At 61.7% G+C, this 25,780-nt stretch carries 28 protein-coding genes; 9 read left to right on the forward strand and 19 right to left on the reverse strand.

Translation table 11 applies throughout. The features are described 5' to 3' along the window. Nucleotides 1–22: 22 nt before the first annotated feature. The 8 genes from hutG to ftsY all read right to left on the reverse strand — a co-directional run bounded on the left by hutG (nucleotide 23) and on the right by ftsY (nucleotide 8,934). Complete coding sequence (gene hutG / locus BN1118_RS15980; protein WP_043557041.1) at nucleotides 23–967, reverse strand: formimidoylglutamase; 945 nt, start codon at nucleotides 965–967, stop codon at nucleotides 23–25. Next, nucleotides 960–2,195, reverse strand: a complete 1,236-nt coding sequence (gene hutI, locus BN1118_RS15985) for an imidazolonepropionase (RefSeq protein WP_043139748.1) — start codon at nucleotides 2,193–2,195, stop codon at nucleotides 960–962. Before hutI ends, hutG begins: the two co-directional genes overlap by 8 nt. Nucleotides 2,196–2,351: 156 nt before the next feature. Then, nucleotides 2,352–3,056 carry a histidine utilization repressor gene (gene hutC / locus BN1118_RS15990; protein WP_043139749.1) on the reverse strand — a complete coding sequence of 235 codons (705 nt, stop codon included), beginning with the start codon at nucleotides 3,054–3,056 and terminating at the stop codon, nucleotides 2,352–2,354. Between the two features lie 11 nt (nucleotides 3,057–3,067). Beyond that, nucleotides 3,068–3,727, reverse strand: coding sequence for a carbonate dehydratase (gene can, locus BN1118_RS15995; protein ID WP_042868573.1), 660 nt, complete (start codon nucleotides 3,725–3,727; stop codon nucleotides 3,068–3,070). A 125-nt stretch (nucleotides 3,728–3,852) separates the two neighbouring features. Next, nucleotides 3,853–4,707: an RNA polymerase sigma factor RpoH gene (rpoH, locus tag BN1118_RS16000; RefSeq protein WP_011899178.1), complete on the reverse strand. Its 855-nt coding sequence runs from the start codon at nucleotides 4,705–4,707 to the stop codon at nucleotides 3,853–3,855. Nucleotides 4,708–5,159: 452 nt separating this feature from the next. Next, the gene (ftsX, locus tag BN1118_RS16005; protein ID WP_042868569.1) at nucleotides 5,160–6,113 is read right to left on the reverse strand and encodes a permease-like cell division protein FtsX; all 954 of its coding nucleotides are present in this window, start codon (nucleotides 6,111–6,113) and stop codon (nucleotides 5,160–5,162) included. A gap of 109 nt (nucleotides 6,114–6,222) precedes the next feature. After that, nucleotides 6,223–6,891 (reverse strand): cell division ATP-binding protein FtsE, encoded by a 669-nt coding sequence (gene ftsE, locus BN1118_RS16010; protein ID WP_043139753.1) that lies wholly within the window; start codon nucleotides 6,889–6,891, stop codon nucleotides 6,223–6,225. 69 nt (nucleotides 6,892–6,960) lie between these two features. Next, nucleotides 6,961–8,934: a signal recognition particle-docking protein FtsY gene (gene ftsY, locus BN1118_RS16015; RefSeq protein ID WP_084214156.1), complete on the reverse strand. Its 1,974-nt coding sequence runs from the start codon at nucleotides 8,932–8,934 to the stop codon at nucleotides 6,961–6,963. 111 nt (nucleotides 8,935–9,045) lie between these two features. Between ftsY and rsmD the strand changes: the two genes are divergently transcribed. Continuing rightward, nucleotides 9,046–9,675, forward strand: a complete 630-nt coding sequence (gene rsmD, locus BN1118_RS16020; protein ID WP_043557043.1) for a 16S rRNA (guanine(966)-N(2))-methyltransferase RsmD — start codon at nucleotides 9,046–9,048, stop codon at nucleotides 9,673–9,675. A 110-nt stretch (nucleotides 9,676–9,785) separates the two neighbouring features. Next, nucleotides 9,786–10,097 carry a DUF1145 domain-containing protein gene (locus BN1118_RS16025; RefSeq protein ID WP_043557045.1) on the forward strand — a complete coding sequence of 104 codons (312 nt, stop codon included), beginning with the start codon at nucleotides 9,786–9,788 and terminating at the stop codon, nucleotides 10,095–10,097. 38 nt (nucleotides 10,098–10,135) lie between these two features. On the opposite strand, the gene BN1118_RS16030 is transcribed toward BN1118_RS16025, so the two are convergent. Beyond that, nucleotides 10,136–10,501 (reverse strand): YijD family membrane protein, encoded by a 366-nt coding sequence (locus BN1118_RS16030; protein WP_122974306.1) that lies wholly within the window; start codon nucleotides 10,499–10,501, stop codon nucleotides 10,136–10,138. Nucleotides 10,502–10,521: 20 nt separating this feature from the next. After that, nucleotides 10,522–11,142: an HTH-type transcriptional repressor FabR gene (gene fabR / locus BN1118_RS16035; protein ID WP_043139764.1), complete on the reverse strand. Its 621-nt coding sequence runs from the start codon at nucleotides 11,140–11,142 to the stop codon at nucleotides 10,522–10,524. A gap of 149 nt (nucleotides 11,143–11,291) precedes the next feature. Between fabR and BN1118_RS16040 the strand changes: the two genes are divergently transcribed. Further along, entirely contained in the window at nucleotides 11,292–12,410 is a 1,119-nt protein-coding gene (locus BN1118_RS16040) for a fatty acid desaturase (protein ID WP_043557047.1), read from the forward strand. Nucleotides 12,411–12,893: 483 nt separating this feature from the next. Here BN1118_RS16040 and BN1118_RS16045 read toward each other — a convergent pair whose 3' ends face one another. Next, on the reverse strand, nucleotides 12,894–14,147 hold the full coding sequence (locus BN1118_RS16045) for a phospholipase D family protein (protein WP_043557048.1): 1,254 nt from the start codon (nucleotides 14,145–14,147) through the stop codon (nucleotides 12,894–12,896). A 78-nt stretch (nucleotides 14,148–14,225) separates the two neighbouring features. Here BN1118_RS16045 and BN1118_RS22080 point away from each other — a divergent pair, with 78 nt between their 5' ends. Then, nucleotides 14,226–14,372: a hypothetical protein gene (locus tag BN1118_RS22080; protein ID WP_167336115.1), complete on the forward strand. Its 147-nt coding sequence runs from the start codon at nucleotides 14,226–14,228 to the stop codon at nucleotides 14,370–14,372. Nucleotides 14,373–14,387: 15 nt separating this feature from the next. On the opposite strand, the gene BN1118_RS16050 is transcribed toward BN1118_RS22080, so the two are convergent. The 3 genes from BN1118_RS16050 to tatA all read right to left on the reverse strand — a co-directional run bounded on the left by BN1118_RS16050 (nucleotide 14,388) and on the right by tatA (nucleotide 16,418). Continuing rightward, nucleotides 14,388–15,812: an MltF family protein gene (locus tag BN1118_RS16050; protein WP_043557049.1), complete on the reverse strand. Its 1,425-nt coding sequence runs from the start codon at nucleotides 15,810–15,812 to the stop codon at nucleotides 14,388–14,390. Between the two features lie 127 nt (nucleotides 15,813–15,939). Continuing rightward, nucleotides 15,940–16,242: a YfcZ/YiiS family protein gene (locus BN1118_RS16055; protein ID WP_042868550.1), complete on the reverse strand. Its 303-nt coding sequence runs from the start codon at nucleotides 16,240–16,242 to the stop codon at nucleotides 15,940–15,942. Between the two features lie 14 nt (nucleotides 16,243–16,256). Next, nucleotides 16,257–16,418 carry a twin-arginine translocase TatA/TatE family subunit gene (tatA, locus tag BN1118_RS16060; protein WP_043141356.1) on the reverse strand — a complete coding sequence of 54 codons (162 nt, stop codon included), beginning with the start codon at nucleotides 16,416–16,418 and terminating at the stop codon, nucleotides 16,257–16,259. Nucleotides 16,419–16,691: 273 nt separating this feature from the next. On the opposite strand from tatA, the gene BN1118_RS16065 reads away from it, so the two are divergent. Then, complete coding sequence (locus BN1118_RS16065; protein WP_043557050.1) at nucleotides 16,692–17,660, forward strand: LysR substrate-binding domain-containing protein; 969 nt, start codon at nucleotides 16,692–16,694, stop codon at nucleotides 17,658–17,660. Between the two features lie 81 nt (nucleotides 17,661–17,741). On the opposite strand, the gene BN1118_RS16070 is transcribed toward BN1118_RS16065, so the two are convergent. Further along, nucleotides 17,742–18,341: a YhgN family NAAT transporter gene (locus BN1118_RS16070; protein ID WP_042868544.1), complete on the reverse strand. Its 600-nt coding sequence runs from the start codon at nucleotides 18,339–18,341 to the stop codon at nucleotides 17,742–17,744. 101 nt (nucleotides 18,342–18,442) lie between these two features. Next, nucleotides 18,443–18,688, reverse strand: a complete 246-nt coding sequence (locus BN1118_RS16075) for a YecH family metal-binding protein (RefSeq protein ID WP_043141360.1) — start codon at nucleotides 18,686–18,688, stop codon at nucleotides 18,443–18,445. 208 nt (nucleotides 18,689–18,896) lie between these two features. Between BN1118_RS16075 and BN1118_RS16080 the strand changes: the two genes are divergently transcribed. Further along, on the forward strand, nucleotides 18,897–20,180 hold the full coding sequence (locus BN1118_RS16080; RefSeq protein ID WP_043141363.1) for a dicarboxylate/amino acid:cation symporter: 1,284 nt from the start codon (nucleotides 18,897–18,899) through the stop codon (nucleotides 20,178–20,180). Nucleotides 20,181–20,194: 14 nt separating this feature from the next. Here BN1118_RS16080 and BN1118_RS16085 read toward each other — a convergent pair whose 3' ends face one another. Both BN1118_RS16085 and BN1118_RS16090 read right to left on the reverse strand, forming a co-directional pair. Continuing rightward, the gene (locus BN1118_RS16085) at nucleotides 20,195–20,509 is read right to left on the reverse strand and encodes a putative signal transducing protein (RefSeq protein WP_043557072.1); all 315 of its coding nucleotides are present in this window, start codon (nucleotides 20,507–20,509) and stop codon (nucleotides 20,195–20,197) included. A gap of 118 nt (nucleotides 20,510–20,627) precedes the next feature. Next, nucleotides 20,628–21,530, reverse strand: coding sequence for a LysR family transcriptional regulator (locus BN1118_RS16090; RefSeq protein ID WP_043557051.1), 903 nt, complete (start codon nucleotides 21,528–21,530; stop codon nucleotides 20,628–20,630). A 98-nt stretch (nucleotides 21,531–21,628) separates the two neighbouring features. On the opposite strand from BN1118_RS16090, the gene BN1118_RS16095 reads away from it, so the two are divergent. Both BN1118_RS16095 and BN1118_RS16100 read left to right on the forward strand, forming a co-directional pair. Then, nucleotides 21,629–22,681 (forward strand): HlyD family secretion protein, encoded by a 1,053-nt coding sequence (locus tag BN1118_RS16095; protein WP_043141368.1) that lies wholly within the window; start codon nucleotides 21,629–21,631, stop codon nucleotides 22,679–22,681. Beyond that, nucleotides 22,681–24,234, forward strand: coding sequence for a DHA2 family efflux MFS transporter permease subunit (locus BN1118_RS16100; RefSeq protein WP_043141369.1), 1,554 nt, complete (start codon nucleotides 22,681–22,683; stop codon nucleotides 24,232–24,234). Before BN1118_RS16095 ends, BN1118_RS16100 begins: the two co-directional genes overlap by 1 nt. Nucleotides 24,235–24,353: 119 nt before the next feature. Here BN1118_RS16100 and BN1118_RS16105 read toward each other — a convergent pair whose 3' ends face one another. Continuing rightward, nucleotides 24,354–24,980, reverse strand: a complete 627-nt coding sequence (locus BN1118_RS16105) for a lysoplasmalogenase (protein WP_043141372.1) — start codon at nucleotides 24,978–24,980, stop codon at nucleotides 24,354–24,356. A gap of 188 nt (nucleotides 24,981–25,168) precedes the next feature. On the opposite strand from BN1118_RS16105, the gene BN1118_RS21875 reads away from it, so the two are divergent. Then, nucleotides 25,169–25,309: a hypothetical protein gene (locus tag BN1118_RS21875; protein WP_162489544.1), complete on the forward strand. Its 141-nt coding sequence runs from the start codon at nucleotides 25,169–25,171 to the stop codon at nucleotides 25,307–25,309. Nucleotides 25,310–25,780: the final 471 nt, after the last annotated feature.

A 25,780-nucleotide genomic window follows, 5' to 3' on the forward strand; every position in this document is an offset into this window, starting at 1 on the left:
GCGACCTGCCCTCGGCAGAACGCTACTTGGTTAACTGATGGACCAGCCGGGCGGCCACGCGGGCGCTGCGGTTATCCTGATCCAGGTTCGGGTTGTACTCGGCCAGATCGGCGAGCCGCAGCTTGCCGCTGGCCCGGATATGGGCAATCAGGGGTTCGATGACCGCCAGCTCGACCCCGCGGGCGGCGGGGGCGCTCACCCCCGGCATGACGGCGCCGGGCAGCACGTCGAGATCGATCGTCAGATAGAGGTGATCACAACGGGCGATGAAGCCATCCAGCCCGTTCAGAAGCTCGGGCAGATCGGCCTGGGTCATGGCCTCATCCAGCTCATACCAGACCCCCAGTTCATCGGCGCGGGCAAACAGCGCCTGGGTATTGGCGGTCTCGGCCACCCCGAGGCAGGCGTAATGAAACCCTGTGCCCTGGGCGGCGCACTGCTCGGCGATCTGGAAGAAGGGGGTGCCCGAGCTGGCCTGCTCCACCTTGCGACGCAGATCGAAGTGGGCATCGAAGTTGATGATGCCGACCCGACCCTGACCGGCCAGATGGCGGTTGAGGCCGCTCCAGCTGCCGAACGCCACCTCGTGGCCGCCCCCCAGCACCAGCGGGAAGTGACCCTCATCCAGCAGGCTAGCCACCCGCTCGGCCAACCGGCCGTGGGCGGCATCGAGATCGCCGTCGTCACAGCACAGATCGCCGCTATCAAAGACGGGACGGGTAAGATGCCAGGCACTGTTGGCCAGCAGCTTGCGGATCGCCAGCGGTGCGCCGGCCGCCCCCGTGCGCCCCTTGTTGCGGCGTACGCCCTCGTCGCAGGCAAAGCCCACCAGGGCGACGCCGGGTTCGGCTGTTCCGATCAGCGGCCAGGCCTGCACCTTGTCGTGCCAGCGCAGGGCAAGCTCGCCATCTTCCGGATCCTGGCGCCCCTGCCAGACCGACATATGGGGCAGGCTGAACTTATCCATGCAGCGTCTCCTCGCCGTTGACGATACGGCTCACCAGCTGATCGACGCCGATGAGGTAACTGAGCTCGGCCGGGTGCCCGCAGTTCCAGACCAGGAAGTCCGCCAGCATGCCCACTCTCAACTGCCCCAAACGCTCCTGCTCGCCGAGCGCGCGGGCGGCGTTGCGGGTCACCCCGACCATGGCCTCGACCGGGGTCAGACCGAACAGGGTACAGGCCATGTTCATGGCCATCCGCAGCGACACTATGGGAGCCGTGCCCGGGTTGATGTCGGAGGAGACCGCCATGGGCACATGGGCCTTGCGCAAGGCGGCGACCGGGGGCAGCCTGGTCTCTTTCAGGAAATAAAATGCGGTGGGCAGCAGGGTGGCGACCACGCCGCGGTGGGCCAGCGCCTGGATCCCTTCCTGATCCAGATGCTCCAGATGATCCACAGAGAGGGCGCCAAAGTTGGCGGCGAGCGCACTGCCCCCCAGATTGGAGAGCTGTTCCATGTGGCCCTTCACCGCCAGGCCGTATTGATCCGCAGCCAGATAGACCTGCTCGGTCTGGGCCAGCGAGAAGCCGATGTGCTCGCAGAAGACGTCCACCGCATCCGCCAGACCCGCCTCGGCGGCCGCCGGAATGATCTCCTGGCAGATGGTCTCGACCCAGGAGTCGGGATCGTCGCGATATTCGGGCGGCACCGCATGGGCCGCCAGCAGGGTGGTCTTGACCCGGATCGGCAGCGCCTCTCCAAGCCTGCGGGCAACCCGCAGCATCTTGAGCTCGTCATCCAGCGTGAGGCCGTAGCCGGATTTGATCTCCACCGTGGTGACCCCTTCCCGGATCAGGGATTTGAGCCGCGGCAGTGCCAGCTCAAACAGCTGCTCCTCGCTGGCGGCACGGGTGGCCCTTACCGTGCTGAGGATGCCGCCACCCTTGCGGGCGATCTCGGCATAGGGCACCCCTTTCTGGCGCAGTTCAAACTCTTCGGCCCGGCTGCCGGCGAAGATGAGGTGGGTGTGGCAGTCGATGAGGCCGGGGGTCACCAGCTTGCCCTTCATCTCCTGCCAGTGGGCGGGATAAGGGCCCTTGAGATCCTGCATGGGCACCAGGGCGTGGATCTTGCCTTCATGAACGCCGAGGGCGTGGGGTTCCAGCAGACCGTAGTCCGCCAGATCGGGGCGCAGGGTGGCGGGTGTCACGTTGAGCCAGACCCGCTCGCAGTTCAACAGTTCCTTGTTCATACCGACCTCTAAATGTATATACATTAATTTATATCCGATCTCTGGCAGGAAAGAAAGGATCAAATTCACATCTTGATAACAGCGCTGTGATTAGAGTTTAAGCACAAAAAAGCCCACCATGAGGTGGGCTCTGTTAAAAACAATATGTATATACAATCAACTGAGGCTAGTCTTGGAACTCAGCTTGTAGCGGGAACCCGGCGAGAGCAGGCGGGCGTAGGAGACCAGGTAACCTTCCGACCAGGTACGGCGGTGCAGCAACAGACAGGGGGTATCGACCCGCACCTGCAGCAGACCGGCCTCGCCGGCGCTCGGCAGTACGGCTTCCACCACGTGCTCCATCTCGGAGAGGGGACAGACCTCCATCAGATAGCGGTTCGGCGTCTGCTGGGTGAAGTCCTGCTCGCCGTAATCCGGCAGGCGCTCGGCATCGACGAAGCGCTCCTCCAGCTGCAGCGGCTCCCCATCGGCCTGATGGACGATGAGGCTGTGGAAGATGGGGGCGCCGACCCGCAACCCGAGCTGGACCGCCACCTTCTCGTCGGCGGCCTGGCGTTGCAGCCGGATCACCCGGGCGCTGTACTCGCTGCCGCGCTCGGCGATCTCGTCGGCTATGTTGCGAATGGCCAGCAAGGGCGACTCGGTGCGCCTGTCCGCCACGAAACTGCCGGAACCGGCGGTGCGCACCAGCCAGCCCTCGGCCACCAGCTCACGCAGCGCCTTGTTGACCGTCATCCGGCTCACGGTGAACAGCTCGCACAGGGCGGCCTCGGTCGGGATCCTGTCCCCCGCCTGATAGTGGCGTTCGCGGATCCCGTCCAGGATGTGCTGCTTGATCTGAAGATAGAGGGCTGGCGCCAACGGCAGGTTCCTCAGCGACGGCGGTGGGGCGGACGCATGTCCGGCCAGGCGCGGTAAACATCGGGGATCTGATCCGGCCCGCTGATGCAGAGATCCAGATCGTGCAGCAGACCGTCCTTGATGCCATAGATCCAGCCGTGCACCGCCAGCTCCTGCCCCTTGCGCCAGGCATTCTGGATGATGGTGGTGTGGCAGACGTTGGCCACCTGCTCGGCCACGTTCAGCTCGCACAGGTAATCGAAACGCTCGTGCTCATCTTCAATGGCATCCAGCTGTTCGCGATACTTGAAGTAGACATCCTTGATGTTGCGCAGCCAGTTGTCGATGAGCCCCAGCTCCTGGTTCTGCATCGCTGCCTTGACGCCACCGCAGCCATAGTGGCCGCAGATGATGATGTGCTTCACCTTGAGCACCTCGACCGCGTATTGCAGCACCGAGAGGCAGTTGAAATCGGTGTGCACCACCAGGTTGGCGACGTTGCGGTGGACGAACACATCCCCCGGCAGCAAGCCCATCAGCTGGTTGGCGGGAACCCGGCTGTCGGAGCAACCGATCCAGAGGTATTCGGGGGCCTGCTGGGCGGAGAGGGTAGCGAAGAAATTCGGGTCCTCGGCCTTGATCCGTTCCGCCCACTCGCGGTTGTTGGTAAACAGGTCGTTCAACAGTTTCACTATCTGCTCTCCCTACTGTGGCAGTGGCGGCAACATAACATAGACAAGGGTAACCAAGGCAAGGCCGACCAGATGCTCGTGAAACAAAAACAGGGCCATCAGGCCCTGTTTTTGTGAGGGAGGCATCAGGCCTCCATGGCGTCTTTCAGCTTCTTGAGTGCGTTTTTCTCAAGCTGACGCACCCGCTCGGCAGAGACACCATAGGTGTCGGCCAGCTCCTGCAGGGTGGTCTTGCTGTCATCATCGAGCCAGCGGGCGCGGATGATGTGCTGGCTGCGCTCATCCAGAGTGGCGAGGGCCGAGCTCAGGCGACGGGTCGCATGGTCATCCCAGTTGTCATTCTCTATGGTGGCCGCCAGATCGGACGATTTGTCTTCCAGATAATGAACCGGGGCGAAGCCGCCTTCGTCTTCATCATCACCGACCAGATCGAACGCCTGATCGTAGTTGCTCATGCGTGCTTCCATCTCGGTCACATCGGTCGGGGAGACCCCCAACTCGGCGGCGACGGCCTGCACTTCATCGTGGCTGAACCAGCCCAGACGCTTCTTGGATTTGCGCAGGTTGAAGAACAGCTTGCGCTGGGCCTTGGTGGTCGCCACCTTGACCATGCGCCAGTTGCGCAGGACATATTCGTGGATCTCGGCCTTGATCCAGTGCACGGCGAAGGAGACGAGTCGCACCCCGACGGTCGGGTCGAAGCGCTTGACGGCCTTCATCAGGCCGATATTGCCTTCCTGAACCAGGTCAGCCTGGGGCAGACCGTAACCGGCATAACTCTTGGCGACGTGAACGACAAAACGCAGATGCGACATGACCAGCTGACGGGCAGCCTCGAGATCGCCGCCCTGCTGCAAACGCTCAGCCAGCTCACGCTCTTCCTCTGCGGTCAGCACAGGAATCGAGTTAACTGCCTGGATATAGCCTTCCAGACTACCTTGCGGAATCAGAGCCATAGTGCGCTGCAATGAAGTTCCCATGTTCTACCTCTTTCTTTTCAATCGAATCAGTCTAACACCCTGAGAGGGTCTGTCTACTGACCGGACGCCATTCTGCGGCCTGTATCAAACATAGTGAGCATGTCTGAACCGGGGTTATCTTAGGCCGGCAGGATGAATCATGAATGAACAGTCAAAAAAAGGGGGTCACAATAAAGGACCCCCGAAAAGTAGCATGCTAAGTCCATTGTTGCGGAGCTCGCAACCTTCACATGCTTGCCAAGTCAGACGAGCAAGGCAGAGGGGCCACACCCGTATAAGTTCTTCAGCACTTGTAGACTGCTTATAAATCAGAAGGTTCACAGGATCCAGAGAAGATCCCGAAGATCGGTACCGTTCAGATTACTCTCAGAACGCTGGCCGTGCCAGAAACGGCCCCTCTTTTACTTGATCCGTGTCTCAAAATCCAGCGCTTTAAAACGCTGATAAATTAATCAGGATGGTTCTATGTCGCGAATGTGGCGATGGACCGAGAACCAGGAGGCGATCAGCCCCAGTAGAGCCCCCAGCAGAATCAGATTAATCCCATCCACCGCCCCCATGCCGACCAGCCGGAAATTGCTGTTATACAAGCCCGCCAGCTCCTTTACCACACCCTCGCTCCAGATCACCATCACCTCGGTCAGCCACCAGGCCAGCATGCCGCCGATGACCCCGAACCAGATGCCGGTATACAGGAAAGGACGATGAATGAAGGCATCGGTCGCCCCCACCAGCTTGAGCACTTCGATCTCGGATCGCTGGTTGAGTATGTTCAGACGCAGGGTATTGCCGACGATCAGCAGCACGGCGGAGAGCAGCAGCACGGCTATGCCGGTAATGGTGTGGCGCAACAGGTTCATGATCCCCTGCAAGCGGGTCAACCACTGCAGATCCAGCTTGCCCTGTTCGACGCCATCCTCGTTGTTCAGCTTGTTGAGCAGCTCGGCGGCCCCTTCCGGATTCTGCCAGCGGGGATCGGGAATAACGCTCAGCACAGGCGGCAGCGGGTTGCTGTCGAGGTAATCGAGCGCGTCGCCGAAACCGGAGATCTCGCGAAACTCCTTGAGCGCCTCATCCCGGCTCATGTAGGTGACGGACTCCACCTCGGGATAGAGCAGGATCCGCTGCTTCATGTCGAGAATGCTCTGCTCGGGCAGATCCTTGCGCAGATAAAGGGAGATCTGGGAACTGGTCTGCCAGCTCCCCTCCACCACCTCGGCGTTTTTCAGCAGCACGTGGAAGCAGGAGGGCAGCGCCAGGCTGACGCCAAGCACCGCCAGCGTCATCAGGGAGGCGAGCGGATTGCGCCACAGCTCGCCCAGACTGGAGAAGGCCTGACGGGCGTGGTCGACCCAGTACATCATGAACCGGCGCAGCGGTGGCTGTTTATGACGAACGATAGCCATCAGAACATCTCCCCTGGCAAGTGGCTGGCGAGCAAAGAGCGGGCATGATCCTCACCCCACGCCAGCATGAAGCGGCACTGTGGTGGCTGCTTGTGGCGGAAAATAGCCATCAGAGCTCCTCCCCTGCCGAATACATGCGCCCCGCCTTGAGGGTCAGGGTGCGATAGCGCATGCGGGCGATCAGCCCCAGATCGTGGGTGGCAATCAGCACGGAAACGCCGAAGCGATTGAACTCCTCGAACAGCCGCATGATATCCATGGAGAGCTGGGGATCCAGATTGCCGGTCGGCTCATCCGCCAGCAGCAGAGGCGGCTTGTTGACGATGGCGCGGGCGATGCCGACCCGCTGCTGTTCACCACCGGAGAGCATGCGCGGCTGGTAGCGCTCCTTGCCGAGCAGCCCCACCTTGTCCAGCGCCGCCGCCACTCGCTTGTTGATGTCGGCATGGCTGTAACCGTCGATCACCAGCGGCAGCGCCACGTTGTCGAACACGGTTCTGTCCATCAGCAGCCGGTGATCCTGAAAGATCATGCCGATCTGGCGGCGCACATAGGGGATATCGCCCCGCTTGATATGACTGACATCGTCGCCGTGAAAGAAGACGCGCCCGTCGGTCGGCCGCTCCATCACGCTGATGAGCTTCAAAAGGGTACTCTTGCCCGCCCCTGAGTGCCCGGTCAGGAAGGCCATCTCCCCCTTGCGCAGGTGAAAGCTGACCTTCTGCAACGCCTGATGGCCGCCGCTGTATACCTTGCTGACCTTATCGAAACGAATCATAACGGATCCCTGACAGTGACAAGCCCCGACCTGAGTCGGGGCATGTGGCGCTTACCATGGCGCCTGAGCTTACTCATCGCGACTGAACAGTGCCTCGATAAAGTCGTTGGCGACGAAGGGGCGCAGATCGTCGATCCCCTCGCCCACCCCGATATAGCGGATCGGGATCTGGAACTTGTCGGCCACCGCGAAGATGACGCCGCCCTTGGCGGTTCCGTCCAGCTTGGTCAGGACGATACCGTCCAGCCCCACCGCCTCGCTGAACAGCTTGGCCTGGCTGAGGGCGTTCTGGCCTGTGCCCGCATCCAGAGTCAGCATGACCTCGTGGGGGGCCTCTTCATCCAGCTTCTTCATCACCCGCACCACCTTCTTGAGCTCTTCCATCAGGTTGCTCTTGTTCTGCAGGCGGCCGGCGGTGTCGGCGATCAGTACGTCGGCCCCACGCGAGCGGGCAGCCTCGATGGCATCATAGATGACGGAGGCAGAGTCGGCGCCGGTATGCTGGGCGATCACTGGGATGTTGTTGCGCTGACCCCATACCTGCAACTGCTCGACCGCAGCGGCACGGAAGGTATCGCCGGCGGCCAGCATGACGCTCTTGCCTTCGGCCTGGAACTGCTTGGCCAGCTTGCCGATGGTGGTGGTCTTGCCGACACCGTTCACGCCCACCATCAGGATCACGTAGGGCTTCTTGCTGGTGTCGATCACCAGCGGCTGCTCGACCTTGGCCAGCATGGCGCCCATGTCCTGCTTGAGCAGACCGTAGAGCGCCTCGGCATCCTTGAGCTGCTTGCGATCCGCATGCTGCACCAGGCCATCTATGATGCGGCGCGTGGTATCGACCCCCAGATCGGCGGTCAGCAGCTGGGTCTCCAGCTCTTCAAACAGCTCATCGTCGATCTTCTTGCCACTGAACAGGCCGAAGAAGCCGGAGCCAATATTCTCCTTGGTGCGTATCAGACTGCGCTTGAGGCGGGCAAAGAAGCCCTCTCGCTGCGGCTTGTCCTGGGTATCGTCATCCACCTTGGCGGCCAGCGGCAGGGCAGCCAATGCGGCGGCTTCAGCTTCCATCTCGGCGACCAGGCGAAGATCTTCCGCTCTCTGGGCTTCTTTGGCGATACGAGCCTCTTCAGCAGCCTGCGCCTCGGCGGCGATGCGAGCAGCTTCGGCAGCCTGCGCCTCGGCGGCGATACGAGCGGCTTCTGCAGCCTGTGCCTCGGCAGCGATGCGGGCGGCTTCGGCAGCCTGTGCCTCGGCGGCGATACGGGCGGCTTCGGCAGCCTGCGCCTCGGCAGCGATACGGGTGGCTTCGGCAGCCTGTGCTTCGGCGGCGATACGGGCAGCTTCGGTAGCCTGCGCCTCTGCAGCGATACGGGCAGCTTCCGCAGCCTGAGCCTCGGCGGCAACACGGGCAGCTTCGGCAGCCTCTGCCTCGGCAGCGATACGGGCAGCTTCGGCAGCCTGCGCCTCGGCAGCGATACGGGCGGCTTCGGTAGCCTGCGCCTCAGCGGCGATACGAGCGGCTTCCGCAGCTTGTGCCTCGGCAGCGACACGGGCAACTTCGGCAGCTTGTGCCTCGGCGGCGATACGGGCAGCTTCGGCAGCCTGTGCCTCGGCGGCGATACGGGCGGCTTCGGCAGCCTCTGCCTCGGCGGCGATACGAGCAGCTTCGGCAGCCTCTGCCTCGGCAGCGATACGGGCGGCTTCGGTAGCCTGCGCCTCGGCACTCTCCTGCTCGATCAGCAGTTCATTGACGATGACGGGCTCCAGCTCGGAGGCACACTCTTCCACCACCAGCGGACCCGCGTCCAGATCGGTGGGAGCACAGCAATCGTCATCGTGCGCAGCGCCAGCGGGCAGGAGATCATTCTGTGCGCTGACGGGCAATTCAGTGGGCACTACCGGCGTAGTATCGGAAACGGGGTGAGCAACGACCTCAGGCTCAACGATAATGGGGGTGGCTTGGGGTGTCTGTGGTTGGACAGCCTCAGCCTCTTCTTTCTTGCGGCCGAAACCCAGCCAGGAAAACAAACCTTTTGCCATCTAAAAAATACTCACTTCGTTGGCTGACTGCTAAGATAGCCGTCCCTCGGCGGGTCGGCATAAAAATGAACCGCCTTATACTACCACTTTATTTTCTGACGACGAAACGCGATGCCCAGAGTGAAATCCAGCCATAACAGCCCGAGCAAGAGCCCAGCCCCACAGGGGAAATCAGGCTTTGTCAGAATCATCAGCGGCCAGTGGCGAGGCCGCAAATTGCCGGTCAAGGATGTGGAGGGGCTCAGACCCACCACGGATCGCGTCAAGGAGACCATCTTCAACTGGCTGGCCCCCCATGTCCGCGGTACCCGCTGTCTGGACCTGTTCGCTGGCAGCGGCGGCCTGGGGCTGGAGGCGCTGTCGCGCTATGCCGAACAGGTGACCCTGATCGAAATGGACAAGGGCGCCGCCGACCAGATCAAGAAGAATCTGGCCGCCCTCGGCAGTAGCCAGGGCCAGGTGATCCAGTCCGATGCCGTCAGCTGGCTGCAAGGCCCGGCCACGCCGTTCGATCTGGTGTTCCTCGATCCGCCGTTTCGGCGCGAGCTGCTGCCCCAGGCATGCGAACTGCTGGAGCAGCGCGGCTGGCTGGCACCGGATGCCCTCATCTATCTGGAGCGGGAGAAGGAGATGGCCGATCTGGCACTCCCTGCCAGCTGGCAACTGCTCAAGGACAAACAAGCAGGTCAGGTCTGCTACCAACTCTATCTGCGGGACACCAAGAATGACGCTGCGGTTTAAATGCCGGGTGGGAGATGGGTGCTGTGCCCCTCCTCGCCAATTTGGGCAACGGCTCAAGGACAAGCAGGCCGATCAGGTCTGCTATCGACTCTATCTGCGGGAGGTAAACGATGACGCGGGTATTTAATCTGTTGGCGATGGGGCTGATCCTGTTCTTCTGGTTCGGCGTGCTGGTCAGTCTGCTCGCCCCCCTGCCAGGCAAGCTCAACGGTTTTCTGCCGGTCTGCGGCGTGATAGTGATCCTGATGCACTGGGTGCAGGCCAGCCTGGTCAAGGCCGCCTGCAAGCCCTACTTCGCGGTGAGCCGGCTCGAATTCGTCCAGGTGCTGGTGTTCGGCGTGTTCGGCATGGTGGAGATCCGGGCCCGACTGCAGGCCATAGTGGACGCCAAGCAGCGCGGTACAGACAACAAGGCCGGATAAACCCGGCTCTGTCATGATTTATCAGGAAGGAGTGCGCGTCACTCCTTCTCTTTTTTCCCCACGCTGATGCCCAGCTTGATCGACAGCACGGCCAGCAGCAGCAGCATCATGATGAGCGAGAAGAAGTTGCTGCCAAGCTCGGGGTACTGCACCTTGACCAGCGCCGAGTGGCCGAAGCCGCCGATGAAGAGGCACAGCAGCATGCAGAGCGGGGTATTGCCCTCCAGCGAGACGTGACGATAGTGCTGGTAGAGCTGATAGGCCGCCAGCACCAGGGCAATCATTGGGAAGAAGGAGAAGGGGATCACTGACTCGGTCAGCACCGACAGGGAGGCATCCCCACAGATGCCGATGAGCAGGGCCAGCAGCAGGGGTTTCTTCGGGATCGGATTCTGATCATGCATGGAAGTGTCCATCCTTTGACTTAAGAGAGAGGTTGGCGGCGCTTCTGGTTCTGAACCTCGGCGCCCATGGCGATCATGCGCAGCTGGCTTATGGTGCGATCGGACAGGGCCCGGCACTCTTCGCTGGTCATGTCGAGGGCATCGGCACCGGCGCTGAAGACGATGGTCACCATGGCTTCGGCCTGGATGTAGGCCTCTTCCCTCGGCGCCCCCGTGGTAGCTTCGAGGTAATCTGTCAGCTCGGCGATGAAGTGCTGTATCTCCCGCGCCACCGCCTGCCGAAATGCCGCCGAGGTGCCGGAACGCTCACGCAGCAGCAGCCGGAAGATGTTCGGGTTGTTCTCGACGAACTCCATGAAGGTCTGCACCGAGGTGCTGATGACGCTGCCGCCACCGGCGATGCGCTGACGCGCCTGACGCATCAGCTGGCGCAGGGTCAGGCCCCCTTCATCCACCAGAGTCAGCCCCAGCTCCTCCATGTCGCGAAAGTGACGATAGAAAGAGGTCGGCGCTATGCCCGCCTCCCGCGCCACTTCCCGCAGGCTGAGGTTGGAAAAGCTGCGATTGGCGCACAGTTGGCTGAACGCCGCATCGATCAGAGTACGCCGGGTTTTTTCTTTTTGTTGCGCGCGAATACCCACGAAAACAGTCACCTTCAGGTTATCGAGGCCAAATGATAACCCGAAGGCCGAGCCGGGATCAGGTTTGTCTCCTACTTTTTTACCATTGACCCGAATTCTGGCTGCGTGGAGAATGGCGCACAGCTGTTCGCTGAAAGGAACCGAGTGAGATGGAACGCCCCCCGATCATCATGACCAATACCCTGCTGTTTGCCCTCTCCGGGCTGACCGCACTGATCGCCGTGCCCTGGTACGGCATGACCCATGGCTATGACCTCTGGCAGTGGAGCTGCTTCCTGCTGCTGTTCTGTTACAGCGGCATCTCCATCACGGCCGGCTACCACCGCCTCTGGTCGCACAAGGCCTACAAGGCCCACCCGATCCTGCAGTGGATCTTCGCCATTGGCGGGGCCCTCGCCTTGCAAAACTCGGCCCAGCACTGGTCTTCCGATCACCGTCGCCACCATCGCCACGTGGACGACAACCTGAAGGATCCCTACAGCGCGGGTCGCGGCTTCTGGTACTCCCACATCGGCTGGATGCTGCGCGAGTACCAGCGCGATATCTACAACGATTACAGCAACGTGCGGGATCTGCAGAACAACCCCGTCGTCGTCTTCCAGCACAAACACTATCTGGCGCTGACCCTGGCTACCAACATTGGCATCCCGCTGCTGCTGGGGCTCGTCCACGGCGATCTGCTCGGCATGCTGCTGCTGGCCGGGGTGCTGCGCATGGTGATGACTCACCACACCACCTTCTTCATCAACTCCCTGGCCCACATCTGGGGCAGCCAGCCGTTTACCGACCGCAACACGGCGCGGGACAACGGCATCCTGGCCTTCTTCACCTTCGGTGAGGGCTATCACAACTTCCACCACCTGTTCGAGAACGACTATCGCAACGGCATCCACTGGTGGCAGTTCGACCCCACCAAGTGGCTGATCCGCAGCGCCTCCTGGTGCGGGCTGACCCGGGATCTGAGATCCTGTCCGGAAGAGCTGATCGAGCAGGCCAGACTGGAGATGCAGCTCAAGCGGGCGCAGGCCAAGTTGCGCAAGCAGGAAGACAGGGAGCTGTGGCAGGCGCTGTTGCAGGAGGAGTACGACAAGCTGAGCCAGCAGTTGCAGCACTACTACGCCAGCCGCAAACGCCTGCTGGAACAACGCAAGCGCAAGGCACTGGCCCGCTATGACAAGTTGAAGCTGCAGCTGGAGTATCGCAACCTGCACGATGGCTTCGTTGCCAGCAAGCGCAACTGGAGCCGGCTGCTGGCGGGCATCGCCTGACCATGAGCCGTCGGGCTGAACAGAGAAAAAGACCGCCAACCGGCGGTCTTTTTCTGGATGCCACTCAGCCAGCGGGCCATAAAAAATGGGGTGACATTTCCATGTCACCCCCTCGCAAATAGCATGTTCCATATTGGAATCCGATCCTGTCGGGTGCCGGTCCTGTTTCCTGAGTTTCCGCTACCCATCCGAAGCAGGCGCCTGCTGGAGCAATCCAGTCGGCCAGTACCCTTCACGACCCTCTTCCGCACGGCAGACAAGCCACCGTGTTTGTCCTTGCAACTGAAATATTACGCAGTTAAATAAAATAAAAAACCGTTTTATTCAGTGGAGTATGCAAGTGACTAGGCGCTCCCAGGATTCCTGCATCTGAACAAACTGATTAAAAACAATACGATAAAAAAATTCATCGCCTTTGGATGGCAAACGTTATCCTCGAAGGCGCACAAGGCTTTGCGAGATCTCGCACAAGAAATGACCCGCTCACAACCAGCGCTGCAGCGGCAGCCAGTCGCTCACCCTGGCCAGCAGTCTACGCAGGGTCGACTGTGGCGCGGCAACGGAATGGGATGACCGCTGCTGCCACCCCGCCAGCCACAGCTGCAACTCGGCGCAGAGCGCTGGGCACGCCAGGTGCAGCATCAGCTCGGTGTTGAGCATCAGGGAGCGGGGATCCAGATTGAAGCTGCCAAGCAGCGCCTCTTCTTCCCCGATCAGGATCAGCTTGGCGTGCAGGCTGAGCGCCTCCCCCTCCAGCTCCGACAGGGCGATGCCCTGCCGTATCAGCCAGGGGCGATGACGCCGGTAGGCGCCATACACCAGGGGCACATCCGTGCTGGCCAGGGAGTTGGTAAGAATCTCTATGTTCACCCCCGCCTGGCGCTGTTGCCTCAGTCGACGGCGCAGCCCCCGGGTCAGGATCAGGTAAGGGCTCACCAACTTCAGGCTCCCCAGGTTGTCGGCCAGCTTGCGCCAGAGCAGGGGCGCCGTGGTCGGCCTCGACACCAGCCCCTTGCCGGGCCGGTCGAACCACACCTCGGCCTCTCCCGGATGCCAGTTCAGGGCAACAGGCTCGGCGTCAAACAGGCTGGCGGGCAGATCATAGACGGCCGCCACCTGCGGCTCGGTCAGGGTGAGCAGAAAGTCGTTCACCGCCGTCACCTCGGCCCGCAGCAAGGGGCGACGCAGCAGGCGGCGGATCGGGTGACTCCAGCGGCTGCGCCAGAATTGATCGAAGCCCTGCTCGGCCTGCTGGCAGAGCGGGCCACGGCAGGCGAGATCCAGGTCGACGAATCGGGGCGTACCGCCCAGCCCGAAGTAGCGGTCACCTATGTTGCGACCGCCGATCACCGCCTGGCTGCCATCCACCAGCAGCAACTTGTTGTGCATGCGGTGATTGATGCGACGAAAGCTGAACATCCCCTCCAGCAGCAGGGTCAGCGGACGCCAGCCCCGCAGCCAGAAGGGGTTGAACAGCCGCACCTCTATGCCGGGCTGATGGGCCACCATCTCCAGGAAGCGGTTGTCGCCGGCATAGAGGTCGTCGATGAGCAGTTGTACCCGTACTCCGCGCCGGGCCGCATGCAGCAACTCGGACAACAGCAGCTTGCCGCTGCTGTCCTCCTCCCAGCTGTAGTATTGGGCCTGGATCCGGCAGCGGGCGCTGCGGATCAGCTGGCAGCGCACCTTGAGCGCCAGCTCGGGTTGATCAATCAGTGCAAATTCGCCGGGGATCATGGCGTCATCTGCCTGTCATGGGGAAATGGCATAACGCTGGCTACAGGCCTCGTTGGAATGTGGATGAAGGAATTTACCATGGAACTCACGGATCGCCCCGCCATCAGCCATCGACCGCAAGCCAGTCAGCCGGATCCCTCGCCGACCGGCCAGCTGGCCCCCTGGTATCTGCAGCACAGGGATCAGGGTTGGGAACCCTTTGCGCCACCCGCCCAGCCTGTCTAGACGGGCCAGAAAACATCAGGGCTGGGCCACCGCCTCGATGGCGGCCGCCTTGCCCTCCAGCTGCGGCAGGCTGAAGCGATAGGCCACGTAGTACTTGTAGATGGTGCTGACGTAGTTGATGGGCCCCTGGCCGACCTCGTTGGCCACCAGTTGCTCCACGTTGCCAAACCAGACGTTCGGATCCAGCCCGGCGGCCTCCGCCTTGGCCCTGATCGCCTGCACCCGATTCGGGCCGGCATTGTAGGCCGCCAGCGCAAACAGGTGGCGGTTGAGCACATCCAGCCCGGGATCGTTGAAGTAGGTATCCAGGATCAGCCGCATGTAGCGGCAGGCCGCCTCCACGTTGCCCTCCAGGCTGGCGAGCCTGGCACCGCGAATGCCCACCTCGCCCCCCGTGCTCGGCAACAGCTGCATGATCCCCACTGCCCCCCGCTCTGAGCGCACGCCGGCATTGAGGCCCGACTCCTTGTAGGCCAGCGCCGCCAGCATCAGCCAGTCCAGCCGGTACTTGTCGGCCTGTTGCTCCAGCACCTTGCGTATGGTCGACAGCCGCCCCAGAGGATCCGGCGCCAGAATATTGCTCATCTGATCGCTGCGGGCCAGCAGACGGCGCAGGGTCATGTCGCTGTAGAGGGTGCGCTTGCCCGCATCGGCCAGATAGGCGTTGACCGCCTTGAGCAGCTCGGGACTGTTGTTGCGCAGCGCCCAGGCACTGCGGCCTTTGTCCCGCAGCGGGATCAGCTTGTGGGCTCTCAGGCCGCTGATCATGCCGAGCCAGATGCGCCCCTTGAAGCTGTCGGTTACCGTGAGCGGTATGATGCCGGCCGCCACCATCTCCAGCAGATCCCCGTCCTGCAGGTATTCGGGCACCGTCTCGATATAAATGGGCGGCAACCCCAGCTCGCGAAACAGCCAGTTGAGCTGGCGCAGGCTCTCGTAATAGCTGGAGCTGGCCCGCACCCAGACCCGCCGACCGGAGAGCTGGGTGATGCGGTTGAAGGTCGGCAGGGAATGCTGGCTCACCAGCCACTCTTCGATGGGGGCGATCACCGGATCCGAGAAGGTCACCTGCTCGCGCCGGGTCGGCGTCACCGTCATGTTGGCCGCCACCAGATCACCGCGCCCCTCGCTGAGGTAGTCCAGCAGCTTGTCCTGGCGCACGGGTATGTAGATGATCTTGAGCTTGATCTTCTCCTTGGCGAGATAGGTCTGGTTCAGCCAGCGCTCGAACCCCTGCAGCTGATTGACCAGGATGCCGTGCTGGGTCCCCTTGTCGAGGAAAAAGAAGCCCCGCTCATAGACCACCAGGGCCCTGAGTTCTTTCTTTTGCAATATGTGTTCGAGGTCCCCGGGTTGGGGCAGGCGCTGTGGCTTGAGATCCGCCGCCAGCAGAGGAAGACACCAGAGGGCCAGCAGGCCCCAGATCCATCGCAGCCTCATGATGTGGTCGCCTTCTGTTGGCCGACTCGCGCCGGGCAAAGCCGTCTGTGGGATAACTAACTATAGAACGCAGACCCACAGCAGAAGGGTCAACACGGCAGGCGAACCCGCCGTGTCATCACTGGGCTCAGATAGAGCGGGCACGCATCTCGAAAATCAATTTTTCGGCGGTGCAGGTGAATTGCAGGCGGGCTTTCAGGATCACGCCGTTGGCGCCCTGGCTCAGCTCGCTGCTGATGCTGGCTTCGGCGGTCACCTGTTTGGCCAGCGCCTCATAAGCGGCCAGCTTGGCACGGGCATCGGCTTCTGCCGCCGCCTCGATCACCAGATCCATCACATCATCACCTTCACCTATGATGGTGCCGATCTCGGCGAAACAGCCGCAGCTGTCACAGGTTTCATTCAATTCGACTTTCTCGTCTACAGACATCACTCAACTCCCACTTATTTCGGCTGTACTTCATCGTCACGCAAGGCTTTACGAAAATCCTTGATGGCGGTGCCCAGATCCTCACCGGCGCCGGCCAGGCGTTTGCTGCCAAACACCACGACCACGACCACGAGCAGGATCAACAAATGCCAGATATGAATTCCACCGAGTCCCATAGGGATGCTCCTGACTGATAGATACCGATTGTTTGTATCAAAAGAAGGCGCAAAGATTGTTGGGCAAAATCAAGGCAGGTGCAAGTTTGCAAATAAATCACGCAAAAAATACGGCGACCCAGGGTCGCCGTATCACTTGATGCTACTTGTCCCCTCAACCACTACATCCTGTACCAGCCGCCATCGAAGGCGAGAGACAGTTCGAGCATAGGTTCGCCAAGATATGAAAACAAATGGTATAAATTCATCTAAGAATTGAAGGAGATTCATATCATGTTGCTGGAACAGCTGGGGCGTATCGACCTCAATTTATTGATTATCCTGCAAGTTTTGCTGGAAGAGCGGAACGGCAGCCGGGCGGCCCGCCGCCTGCACCTGAGCCAGTCTGCCGTCAGCAAGGCCCTTGGCCGTCTGCGGGAAACCTTCGATGACCCCCTGTTCGTGCGCTCCGCCTACGGGCTGGAGCCCACCGCCCGCGCCCTGACGCTGCAGCAGCAGCTGCACCCCATACTGCTGTCGCTGGACAACCTGATCCAGCCGCCGGATTTCGATCCGGCCAATACCGAGCGGGAGTTCGTCATCGCCAGCATGGACAGCGCCTTCACCCTGTTCGCCCCGCTCTACCTGAGCGAGCTGAAACGGCAGGCGCCTGGCATACGGCTGCGCTATGAGGAGTGGACCGAGAACAGCCTGACCGAGATGAGCCAGGGCCAGGTGGACATCGCCTTCACGGTGCGGGAGAACTGCATCAGCTCGGACTTTCGGCTCGACACCCTGCCCAACGCCATCTGCCAGCGCTTGCTCGCCATCGATGACCTCACCTGTCTGGTGCAGCACGATCACCCGGCCCTGCACGAGCCCAAGTGGGATCTCGCCCGTTACCTGGCCTATCCCCATGTGCAGACCTATTGCGAGGGGCGGGACCGCTGGATGCTGGATCACAAGCTGGCGGGGATGGATCTCTACCGCCGGATCGAGGCGACCGTGCCCTCGTTCGAGGCGGCGCTGCGGATGGGCATGCACTCGGACATGATAGTGACCCTGTCCAGGCTCTACGCCCGTCACGCCACCCAGGTCTATCCGCTGGTGCCGCTGCCGCTGCCCATAGCGCTCGACAGCATCTCCCACCTGCTGATCTGGCATCAGCGCCACGAAGAGGATCCGGGCCACCGCTGGCTGCGGGAAACTCTGCTCGCCCTCATCATGAGCAAGCTGGAACCCTCCACCATAGAACAAGCCTGATCATGCGGCTGGCTGCAGGAGACGATCTTCATCTTCGGCATCAGCAAGCCGGTGTCTTACACCGCAGAACAGCCCTGACAGCTAGCCCTGGCCGGTCACCGCCAGATAGTGGTGCACCCCGTCCAGCAGCATCTGCACCGAGATCATCACCAGCAGCATGCCCATCAGCCGCTCCACAGCTGTGAGTCCTCGCTCACCCAGCAGCTTGTTGAATACCTCGTAGAACATCAGGATCACGGCGCTGGCGCCCCAGGCCATCAGCAGGGCCAGCGACCAGTCCGCCATCCGGGTCGGCTCCTGGTTGGCCAGCAACAAGAGGGAGGCGAGAATGGAAGGGCCGGCGATCATGGGAATGGCCATGGGCACCAGGAAGGGCTCCTCGCCCGCCGCCAGCCCGGTCACCCCGCCTTCACTCGGGAAGATCATCTTGATGGCGATGAGGAACAATATGATGCCGCCCGCTATGCTGACTGCCTCCTGGCGCAGATTGAGGAAATTCAGGATCTGCTGACCGGCGAACAGGAAGGCCATCATGATGGCCAGGGAGAACAACAGCTCCCGCATCATCACCTTGCGCCGCCGCTTGGGATCGATATGACGCAGGATCGACAGGAAGACCGGCAGGTTGCCCAGCGGATCCATGATCAGAAACAACATGACGGCAGCGGAGAAAGTGTCCATACAACGCCCAGGCTAAGCCTTCAACAAGGAGGGGAAAGAGGGCGAAATATAACAAAGGCGGCGGGATTCGGCGAGCGTCACAGGCCGCTCGCCGCAGGGGATCACCCGTGGTTGCAGATCTTGTCGGCGTGGGTCTGGAAACCCTGCTCCGATTCGATGAATTTGCCGCGCTGGGCCAGGAAGGCGATCAGCGCATCTGCATCCATCTCGCTGGCACTGCAGGTATGGAAACGGGCGTCGGCACCGAAGCGCGCATCGATCGCCTGCTTGAGGCTGGCCCGGGTAAATTGGCCACCCTGTGCCAGCATCATCTCCATCACCTCGTGACCGTGTACCGATTGAGTCATTGCAAACCTCGTTAATGAACATATTTAATGTCCATTAAATCCCGCACCGCCGCTGACGACCTTGATATAGGCCAATAAATTGCCGATTTCCTGCAGGACCTGCTGGTTGTGAGGCATGCTTTGCCGATAATGTGGCAACCTGACAAGGGGATGGCTACACTAACGCCCCTTTTTGCCATCGCAGACCGAATATAAGGACATTGGCGTCATGCTGTTCCATGGATTGGCTTTCAAGCCCTGGCGGATCTGGACCCGCCGTCCCCTCTGGTTGAAGACCCTGATCGGCATGCTGACCGGGATCGGACTGGGACTCGGTTTCAGTGAACAGGCGTTGCAGCTCAAACCCATTGGCGTGCTGTTCGTCAACACCATACAGATGCTGATGGTGCCCCTCATCTTCTGCTCGGTCATCGCCGGCCTTACCTCATTGCTCAAGGGCAAGAGCCTGGATCGGATCGGCAGCAAGGCCATAGGCCTCTATCTCTTTTCCACCGCCATCGCCATCTGCATCGGCCTGATGATGGGCTGGCTGCTGGAACCCGGCATGGGCGCCAACATGGGGCCCTATGAGCGCGTCGGCATGCTGGAACAGCCGACCCTGGCCAGCGTGCTGAGCCATCTGGTACCGCGCAACCCGGTGCAGGCCATGGTGGATGGCAAGATACTGCAGGTGATCGTGTTCGCGGTGGCCCTCGCCCTCGCCCTCAACGCCACCGGCCGGCGCGGCCGCCCCGCCATCCTCTTCTTCACCTCGCTGGCGGAAGGCATGTTCAAGCTGACCCAGATGGTGATGGCGCTGGCCCCCTACGGCGTCTGCGCCCTGATGGCCTGGATGACGGGCAAATACGGGGTGAGCCTGCTGCTGCCGCTGCTCAAGGTGATCGGCGCCGTCTATCTCGGCTGCCTGCTGCACGTGCTCGGCGTCTACAGCAGCCTGCTGATCCTGCTGGCCCGGCTCAACCCGCTGCACTACTTCAAGAGCATCGTCGATGCCCAGGCCGTGGCCTTCACCAGCAGCTCCAGCAGCAGCACACTGCCCATCAGCCTGGCCTGCGCCGAGCGCCGGCTCGGGGTCTCCCCCGCCATCACCGCCAAGGTGCTGCCCATAGGCGCCACCATCAACATGGACGGCACAGCCCTCTATCAGGGGGTGACGGCCCTGTTCGTGGCACAGGCCTTCGGGGTGGATCTGCACATGGTGGATTACCTGACCATCATCAGCATCGCCACCCTGGCCAGTATCGGCACGGCGGGCACACCGGGCACAGGGCTCATGCTGCTGACGCTGACGCTGACCGCGGTGGGACTGCCGCTGGAAGGGGTGGCGCTCATCGCCGGGATCGACCGGATCCTCGACATGGCGCGTACCACGGTCAACGTCTCCGGCGATATTCTGGTGTCCGTGCTGATTGCCCGCAGCGAGAAAGAGCTGGATCTGGCAACCTATCACGACGCCAGCGCGGGGGAGGATATCGACTTCACCCTGCGCTGAGGCAGGGTGAGCGATTAATTATCGTGGGGATCGTGATGACAGCGCCAACAGACCTCGAAGTTGGCGCCGTTCTCCTCCCCGCATTGACCGCACAGCCAGCCATTGCCCTGGCGCTGCTGATAGCGCTCTATGACGCGCCCCGCCTTGCTGCGATCCTGCTCGCGCACCATCAGGGTCACCTGCAACAGATCCACCGGCAGCTCACCCAGGGCACCGGACAGCGCCTCCCCGTTGAGCCGTACCAGTACCCCTTCCACTTCCAGCGCCCCCTTCAGGGCATGGGCCTCCAGCGAATGGGAAGCCCGATAAAGATTGATCCATTGATCCATGCCTTCCCCCTGCAACCGGTTGTCGATGCCACCTGTAACCGGCACCATGCCCCTCTTCCATCCTAGGGATCAAACCTGGATCCCGTGATCCAGACCTCCCCCTTTTCCTATCCATCTATCACAACAGATTGTCGATGCCGTAATCGGCCCCCTGCGCCACCATGAAATCGATAAAGGTCCGCAACTTGCGCGGCATCAGTCGCCGCTCCGGAAACAGCAGATAAATCGGTACCTTGGGCTGCTGCCACTCGGGCAGCAGGGTCACCAGCGCCCCGCTGGCCAGCTCCTCATGGCAGAGCATGGCGGGCAGAGAGGCCAGCCCCAGCCCCGCCTTCGCCGCCTCCCTGGCACAGGTTATATTATTAACCCGAAAGCGGGAGGGAGGGTCAACCAGCACCTCTCTGCCCTCGCGCTCGAAACACCAGTGAGAGGCCAGAAAACCGCTGCTCACCGCCACCCGCTCGTGTAAAAGCAGATCTTCCGGCCGCGTGATGGCCGGGCTGCGCGCCAGATAATCCGGGCTGGCACACAGCAGCCGCTCCGTGCTCCACAGGCGCCGCGCCGCCAGGTTGGAGTCGCTCATGTCGCCGATGCGCACGATCGCATCCAGTCCCTCGTTGATGGGATCCACGATGCGATTGGTCAGCTCCAGCTCCACCTGCAGGCCCGGATAGACTTGCAAGAATTTGGCCACCAGCCGGCCGACCACCAGTTGCCCCGTCTCGATAGGTACCGCCAGCTTGAGGGTTCCTGTCACCTCCTGCTGGCTGGCGCTCACCATCAGCTCGGCCTGAGCCAGCTCGTCCACCGCCTTGCTGCAGCGCAGGTAATACTGCTCGCCGGCCTCGGTCAGGGTGAGCTGCCGGGTGGAGCGGTAGAGCAGCCGTACGCCGAGGCGCTGCTCCAGCTCGGCGATGCGGCGACTCACGGTCGCCTTGGTCATGCCCAGCTCCTGGGCAGCCGCGGTGAAAGAGCCCTTGTCGACGATCCGCACTAAAATCAATGCAGCGTTCAGATCCATTGTTGCACCAGTGAAACTGTATATCTCATAAATGGATACTAATCGAAACAGTTGGCCGGTGTTAGCCTGCGTCTCTTAAGTTCAGGAATCCCCCCAAAATGAGTCAACACAAGAAGATCCCCCTGCTGGCCGCCATGGTGCTGGCCCTGCTCGGTCTGCTGTTCGCCGGTTACTGGTATCTGCATGGCCGCTATTTCGAGAGTACCGACAACGCCTACCTGCAGAGCGAGGTGACCGGCATCGGCTCCAAGCTGCCGGGCTACATCAGCGAGGTGCTGGTCACCGACAACCAGGCGGTGAAGGCCGGCCAGCTGATCGCCCGGCTGGACGATCGGGAGTACAAGACCAAGGTGGCCGAGGCCGAAGCCGACCTGCGCCTAAATCAGGCGACGGCGGAGAATCTGGCCGCGACCCGCACCCAGCAGTTGAGCCTGATCCGTCAGGCCGAGGCCAAGGTCAGCTCTGCCAATGCCGAGCAGGTGCGCGCCCGGCAACAGGTACAGCGCGTCAGCCAGCTCAACCAGCGCCATTACAGCTCGCAGGACAGTCTGGACGAGGTGCGGGCCGGACTGCAGGTCAATCTGGCACAGGAGCAGGAGACCAAAGCCGCCCTGCAAGCCGCCCGCGAACGGCTGCTGGTGCTGGACGCCGAAGCCAAGCAGAACCAGGCCAGGCTGGCATTGAGCGCCGCCCAGCTGGAGCAGGCCAAACTTGAGCTGACCTATACCGAGTTGCGGGCACCGGCCGACGGCATCATAGGCAAGCGCAGCCTGCGGGCCGGGCTCTACGTCCAGTCCGGCATGCAGGTCGCCAGCCTGGTGCCGCTGCAACAGGTGTGGGTCGAGGCCAACTTCAAGGAAACCCAGCTGCTGCACATGCAGCCGGGCCAGAAGGTGAAGGTGATCCTGGATGCCTATCCGGATCAACCGGTCGAGGGGATCATCGACAGTCTGGCCCCCGCCACCGGCGCCAGATTCGCCCTGCTGCCGCCGGAGAACGCCACCGGCAACTTCACCAAGATAGTGCAGCGGGTACCGGTCAAGATCCGCATCCCCGAGCCGGGCACCCTGGCCGGCAAGCTGCTGCCTGGCCTCTCCACCGAGGTGATAGTGGATACCCGGGATCCTGAACCTCTGGTCGCCGCCCACTGATGGAACCCATTCCACGTCGCAACTGGATTGCGGTCATGGGGGGCCTCATCGGCGCCTTCATGGCCATCCTCGACATCCAGATCACCAACGCCTCCCTGAAGGACATTCAGGGGGCCCTGTCAGCCACCCTGAGCGAGAGCTCCTGGATCTCCACCTCCTATCTGGTGGCGGAGATGATCGCCATCCCCCTGAGCGGCTGGCTCAGCCGGGGCCTGAGCGTGCGGCGCTACCTGCTGTGGACCACGGGGGCCTTCATCATCGCCTCCGTGCTCTGCTCATTCAGCTGGAACCTCACCAGCATGATCGTCTTCCGGGCGTTGCAGGGCTTCACCGGTGGCGCGCTCATTCCCATGGCCTTCTCCCTCATCGTCAGCCTGCTGCCGCTGCACAAGCGGGCCACCGGCATGGCGCTGTTCGGCCTGTGCGCCACCTTCGCCCCCGCCATAGGCCCGACCCTGGGCGGCTGGCTGACGGAGCAGCTCTCCTGGCACTACATCTTCTATCTGAACGTGCCACCGGGACTGCTGGTGATGGCCATGCTGGCCCACGGGCTGGACAAGAAACCGGTGGACTGGGAGGTGATCAAGCGGGTGGATCTCATCGGCATAGTCACCATGGCGATGGGGCTGGGCCTGCTGGAGGTAGTGCTGGAAGAGGGCAACCGGGAGGACTGGTTCGGTTCCAGCTTCATAGTGCGGCTCACCGTCATCTCCGTGGTGGCCCTGGTGTTCTTCGTCATCAGCCAGCTGCTCAGACGCCATCCGCTGGTCAACCTGCGGCTGCTGCACAACCCGCGCTTCGCGCTGGCCTGCTTCGCCTATCTGGTGCTCGGCATGGCGTTGATGGGCTCCATCTATGTGCTGCCGCTCTACATGGCGCAGATCCACAACTACAACGCGCTGGAGATCGGTGAAGTGCTGATGTGGATGGGGCTGCCACAGCTGCTGGTGTTGCCGCTGGTGCCCAAACTGACCCACAAGATAGATCCGCGTTATCTGGTGAGTTTCGGCTTCCTGGTGTTTGCCATCAGCTGCTTCATGAACATGAACATGAGTGCCGACTACGCCGGCCCCCAGCTGATCCAGTCGCTGATAGTACGGGCGCTGGGCCAGCCCTTCATCATGGTGCCGCTGTCGCTGGTGGCGACCGCCAGCCTGACCCATGACGAGATCCCCTCCTCCTCGACCCTGCTCAACGTGCTGCGCAACCTGGGGGGGGCCTTCGGCATCGCCATCATAGCGACCCTGATCGACAACGACACCCGCGTCCATGTCAGCCAGATCAGCAGCACCCTGGCCGCCAGCAGCATAGAGGGGCAAAGCTACCTGCTGCAGCTGGCCCAGACCATGATGGCGCAAGGCTCGGGTCCCGAGCTGGCCCAGCAGCAGGCCCAGGCCATGCTGTCGAACACCATCAGCCGCGAGGCGGCCATCATGGCCTACAACCAGGTGTTCTACGTGATGGGCATCTTCCTGCTGATCGCCAGCGCCCTGATGCTGCTGCTCAAGCAGCCAGCCCCCAGGGCCGCCGATGCCGAGCCGCTCGAGGCATAGCAAGGCGCTGAAAACAGACATAAAAATGGGCCAACAGGCCCATTTTTCTTGCCACGGATCTTCACCCGTCGGCAAAGATCAGGATTCAGGTCCGCGCGATGAAAGAGAGCGGCGCCTCTTCACCCCGCCAGCGAAGCGGCGATCAGGAACTGGGCGGCAAAGTAGCTGCTCATCACCCAGGCCGTGGCATGGGGGAAGGGACGGCGGAAACGGTCCAGCGCCAGCATGCTGTCGGAGAAGAGAAACATCAGCGCCCCCACCAGGGCGGCGGCACTGCCTGCGGTGAGGGAGGCGTGCCAGGCACCGGCGGCCACCCAGGCCATGCCGATGATCACCAGCATGTAGCAGAGCACGGGGATCTTCATCTCCCCTAGCTTGCCCCACAACAGGCCGAACACCATGCCTGCCACCAGCAGCAACAGCAGGCCATCCACCAGGTTCAGCACCAGCGGCCCCTGGGCGAAACCAACTATGTAGCAGAGGTGCGCGACAAAAAATGCCGCCAGCCCCTGAATGAAACGATCGCTTGGCAGCATCAGCAGCACGTCACCGGCCAGCGACAGGCAGAGGCCAAGCAGGATCCAGGCGTGGGAGCCGTCGTGGTCATAGCTCTGATAGCCGAACGCCAGCGCTATGATGAGCAGCATGGTCAGCGGCTTGCTGATGTAGAACTGACGGGAGTCTGAGCCATAGGCCGCACGAATGTGCCACCAGCCCGATGCGATGATCAAGAAACTCAATAACATGCCCTGCTCCTCACGTGTTGCTCGCAGTCATACGGCAACATCTTCTTGCTGACAAGCAGAGTAACAAATTCCCCCGCCCAGTGGCAGGGGCGCTCAGCAAATGAGCAGCCTACGCCTAAAGTCTAATTGCCCCGCCTTCGAGGCTCGGGCATAAGGAACGGGTCTGGAGGATCACCATGGAAGAAGCAATGAAAAACTATCTGCCCGCCATCGATATCATGATGTGCCACCTTGGCATCAGCTTCGAGCAAGCCTGCGAACAGCTGGGCCTGAGTCCGGTGGAACAACAGACCCTGAGCCTGCTGCAGGAACAGGATCCACAGGAATAAGCCCTCCCGGTTATGGGTATCATGATGTGCCACCTTGGCATCAGCTTCGAGCAAGCCTGCGAACAGCTGGGCCTGAGTCCGGTGGAACAACAGACCCTGAGCCTACTGCAGGAACAGGATCCACAGGAATAAGCCCTCCCGGTTATGGATATCATGATGTGCCACCTTGGCATCAGCTTCGAGCAAGCCTGCGAACAGCTGGGCCTGAGCCCGGTAGAACAACAGACCCTGAGCCTGCTGCAGGAACAGGACCCACAGGAATAAGCCCTCCCGGTTATGGATATCATGATGTGCCACCTTGGCATCAGCTTCGAGCAAGCCTGCGAGCAGCTGGGCCTGAGTCCGGTGGAACAACAGACCCTGAGCCTGCTGCAGGAACAGGATCCGCAAGAATAAGCCCTCCCGGCATCGACATCATGATGTGCCGTATCCAGGGATCAGCGTCGAGCAGGCCTGCGAACAGCTGGGCCT

Source organism: Aeromonas bestiarum (genome assembly GCF_000819745.1).
Taxonomy (GTDB): domain Bacteria; phylum Pseudomonadota; class Gammaproteobacteria; order Enterobacterales; family Aeromonadaceae; genus Aeromonas; species Aeromonas bestiarum.